Source organism: Alysiella sp., from assembly GCF_030525755.1.
GTDB lineage: Bacteria > Pseudomonadota > Gammaproteobacteria > Burkholderiales > Neisseriaceae > Simonsiella.
This window is the reverse complement of the sequence record NZ_JAUNEC010000071.1, coordinates 1-1,330: the sequence shown is the minus strand read 5'-3', so window position 1 is coordinate 1,330 and position 1,330 is coordinate 1. Positions and strand designations below refer to the sequence as shown.

General features: G+C 47.7%; 1 protein-coding gene and 1 pseudogene. Both read right to left on the bottom strand.

From position 1 onward, the window contains the following. Positions 1-281, bottom strand: a 281-nt coding sequence (locus Q4B82_RS09230) for a MarC family protein (RefSeq protein WP_303066167.1), incomplete at its 3' end; no start/stop codon positions are given. Between the two features lie 300 nt (positions 282-581). After that, positions 582-1,330: pseudogene (locus Q4B82_RS09225) on the bottom strand (FtsW/RodA/SpoVE family cell cycle protein); the annotation flags it as partial.

Genomic DNA, 1,330 nt, shown 5'->3' with positions numbered 1-1,330 from the left:
TCATTGCCGCCAACCATGGCCAATGCAATCAAAAACAATAATATACCACCTACAACGCGAAATGATGGCACGCTGATGCCCAGTGTGTCCAAAATTGCTTTCCCTGCAAATGTGGCAACGGTAATGATGATGAACAGGCTGATGCAGGCAGTGCGAATGACGCGGTTGCGCTCTGGCGGATTGAAATTTTGTGTGGCACTAACAAAATAGGCCAGTGCGGTAAAGGGGTTAATCAGAACCAGAAAGGCGAGAAAAATTTGTAGGGTTTGGCTTAAACTCATGGGCGATGCTTTCGGCAAACATTGGGAATGAAATGCCGTGATTTTACCATGCTCTAGTATAAAGTAAGCAATCTGCTTCGTTGCCTACGCCCTTATGTACCATTTGTACACGGCGGGCGTGGTCGCCTTGTATCTTTCTTATTTTACTTCACCATATCTGTCGCTGGTGGTGAGTTGAGGCGGCAGCTGTGTTGGGTTGATGTTGTTGGGGTGGTTGGTGCGAAAGAGTGTTGTTTGGGGGCAGTGGGTATAAATAGGCTACCTGAAGGCCATTAATGGGGGCTTCAGGTAGCCTAAATATCAGTTTTGACGATTTTGGCTGCTGATGCTCATGAGAATGCCGATGATGAGCATGATGGACAAAGTCGCCGTGCCACCGTAGCTGATGAGTGGCAAAGGCACGCCGACAACGGGCAAAATGCCGCTGACCATGCCGATGTTCACAAACACATAGCAAAATAAAATGAGTGTGAGTGAGCCTGCCAAAGTGCGGTTGTAAAGCGTTTTGGCACGAGCGGCGATGACCATGCCGCGTGTGAGTATCAGGGTATAAACGGCAAGCAAAAGCAGGTTGCCGACAAAACCAAATTCTTCACTGTACACGGCAAAAATAAAGTCGGTGGTGGATTCGGGAATGTAGTCCAAATGGGTTTGAGTACCGTATAACCAGCCTTTACCCCAAAATCCACCCGAGCCGATGGCGGTCATGGATTGCAAAATGTGGTATCCCGCACCCAATGGGTCTTTGGTGGGGTCAAGCAGGGTCAATACACGGGTTTTTTGGTAATCGTGCATACCGTATTGCCAAATCAGTGGCAGTGCGCCAATCAGGCTAACTGTGCCTGCCAATAGAACTTTCCAAGGTAAACCTGCAAAAAAAAAATCACAAAAAATCCCGATGACATAATGAGAATGGTCGTACCTAAATCGGGTTGTTTAAGAATAAGATAGCCTGGAATGATGACCAGAATGGAGGCGATGAGGTAGCGTTTCCAGTCCAGTTGGTGTTCGTGTTTTTGCAAATACCAAGCCACCATCATGGGCAAGGC